The sequence below is a fragment of the Campylobacter sp. RM19073 genome (assembly GCF_024723495.1).
Lineage (GTDB): Bacteria > Campylobacterota > Campylobacteria > Campylobacterales > Campylobacteraceae > Campylobacter > Campylobacter porcelli.
Genome location: NZ_JANQCT010000053.1, coordinates 1 through 2,086, shown reverse-complemented (window position 1 = coordinate 2,086; position 2,086 = coordinate 1). Strand labels below are relative to the sequence as shown.

Genomic DNA, 2,086 nt, shown 5'->3' with positions numbered 1-2,086 from the left:
CACTTTTTAAGATATTCTTTAAAAGTGAGTTGGAATTATACAAGAGTAATGCTTAAAGAATTATTAAATATATAGTATTTTTAAAAGAAATTTTACTAGCGTTAAAACAACAAAAAACATAATAATAGCAATAAATATATCTATAATCCTGTTAATTATTGGTTTTGATAAGAAGTGACTAAATTTTTTAGCACCAAAGCCTAATGAAAAAAACCATATAAACGAAGCAGAAAGACTACCAAATACAAAAAGTATCTTCTCTTTCATATCAAATGTTAGCGCTGAAGCTCCAACCACAAAAACAGTATCTAAATAAACATGTGGGTTTAAAAGCGTAATACAAAGGGTTAAAATAATAGTTTTTTTAATAGAAAAATTTGAATGTTCTATCTCAAATATTACACTATTTTTGGTAGAAAAAGCTGAAATTAATGCTGTTATAGCATAATAACTAACAAATAAAATTCCAAGAGCTGTGATTAATACATTTACTATCACATTTTTTGCTATAACTTCACCAACACCAAAAATTCCAGCTAATATCAATACAAAATCACATAAAAAACATACAAGGCAAACATAAAATACATTATTTTTAGCTATACCTTGTCGCAAAACAAAAGCATTTTGAGCTCCAATTGCCATAATCAACGAAAGTGATAGAAAAAATCCTTTTAAAAAAATAAAATTTTGCATAACTATAATCCAAAAATTTTCTTTACTTTATCAAAATCATTTTTATTAACAAAAATATAATCTCTTTCGTAAGCTGATACAACTAATACACTTATACATTCTTCTTTAAGCGGTCTTAATAGCTCAAACAAGATACCGCTTTGTGAAAAATCAAAAATTTCATCTATATAAAATGCTTTAAAAATTTGCGTATTATATGAATTTTTTAATTTATTTTTTATAATTGTATAACAATCAAACTCATTAACTACGCAAAATAAATCATCAGATAAATTTATTGTGGCATTTTTATCTATTTTTTTTATTACGAATTCCCCACTTTGAATTTTTAATTTCATTCTAAAACCTCTATATCAAAACCTACACTAGACCTATAACCAACTTCGTTAATATTTATTTGAGAAATTTCTGTTACTTCATGCCATAATCCACTATTTAAATCTGGCTGAATAATTCCTTGACCATTTTTTAATATCGTTTCAAATATTTTTGTTTTTTTATCATTTTTATAGATTATACTTTTTGCACCATTGATATTTTGTCTATCGATAACAAAAGCAGACACTATAAAATCCATTCCATCTTGGTGTATTCCTTCTGGTGAATTTGTAGATTTTCTACCATTTTCACAGAATATAAAAGTATGATGAACTGTAATTGCAAATTTAGATTTTTTATATATCTACCTATTTTAAAAGAGACGAATTTAAGCATAGTTCTTAAATCATCATCAAATAAATTATCAGGCAATTCTTTAAATTTTCTTTCACTTTTTCTATAATCAAACTTTTCATCTGCTATAAATGCGAGAGATTGGAGAAAATTATTTGCAGGCATTCTTTCAATTTTAAAATTTTCATCTTTAATATCTATAATATATTTAGAAATAAGTCGTTTTCTACTAGGTATAAATAATGAAATTGTTTTTAAAACGCTACTATCTAAATTTATAGATGAAAAATCAAAATTAATATTTTTATACATTTCATCGTTATTAATTTTCATAAATTTAGAGATATAATCGATTTTGTTTTTATGTAACAAATATAAATCATCTTCATATTCATCATAATATGATTGTAGTTTATTTTGAATTTTTCCTAAATCCAAACCAATGTCAATGCAATCAACAATAGTAATAGGAAAAGCTATCTTACTCATTTCTTAACTCCTAAAAAATAGGAATTATATAAGATATAAAATAAATTAAAAATAGAAAATAAAATTCAAAAATAAATTTAAAAAAAAATTAAGAAATATAATAAAAATATTCATCAGTAGACGAAATATAAATGGTGGGCCTAACAAGACTTGAACTTGTGACCTCACCCTTATCAGGGGTGCACTCTAACCAGCTGAGCTATAGGCCCTTAAATAACTACTTTATAAA

The 2,086-nt window shown here is 24.3% G+C and carries 4 protein-coding genes and 1 tRNA gene; all 5 read right to left on the bottom strand.

Annotated elements, in window-relative coordinates; genetic code table 11:
• Positions 1-63: 63 nt before the first annotated feature.
• Positions 64-696, bottom strand: coding sequence for a LysE/ArgO family amino acid transporter (locus tag CSUIS19073_RS08185; RefSeq protein ID WP_086242692.1), 633 nt, complete (start codon positions 694-696; stop codon positions 64-66).
• A gap of 2 nt (positions 697-698) precedes the next feature.
• Complete coding sequence (locus tag CSUIS19073_RS08180; RefSeq protein WP_086238134.1) at positions 699-1,034, bottom strand: ACT domain-containing protein; 336 nt, start codon at positions 1,032-1,034, stop codon at positions 699-701.
• Positions 1,031-1,333, bottom strand: coding sequence for a 2OG-Fe dioxygenase family protein (locus CSUIS19073_RS08175; RefSeq protein WP_236845319.1), 303 nt, complete (start codon positions 1,331-1,333; stop codon positions 1,031-1,033). Before CSUIS19073_RS08175 ends, CSUIS19073_RS08180 begins: the two co-directional genes overlap by 4 nt.
• Positions 1,261-1,857: a hypothetical protein gene (locus CSUIS19073_RS08170; protein WP_141082473.1), complete on the bottom strand. Its 597-nt coding sequence runs from the start codon at positions 1,855-1,857 to the stop codon at positions 1,261-1,263. The genes CSUIS19073_RS08175 and CSUIS19073_RS08170 overlap by 73 nt, the downstream gene beginning before the upstream one ends.
• 132 nt (positions 1,858-1,989) lie before the next feature.
• Positions 1,990-2,066 (bottom strand) — tRNA-Ile (locus tag CSUIS19073_RS08165).
• Positions 2,067-2,086: the final 20 nt, after the last annotated feature.

Coding starts and splice junctions, on each gene's coding strand:
- CSUIS19073_RS08185 (WP_086242692.1), bottom strand. CDS start 696: ATGCAAAATTTTATTTTTTTAAAAGGATTTTTTCTATCACTTTCGTTG.
- CSUIS19073_RS08180 (WP_086238134.1), bottom strand. CDS start 1,034: ATGAAATTAAAAATTCAAAGTGGGGAATTCGTAATAAAAAAAATAGAT.
- CSUIS19073_RS08170 (WP_141082473.1), bottom strand. CDS start 1,857: ATGAGTAAGATAGCTTTTCCTATTACTATTGTTGATTGCATTGACATT.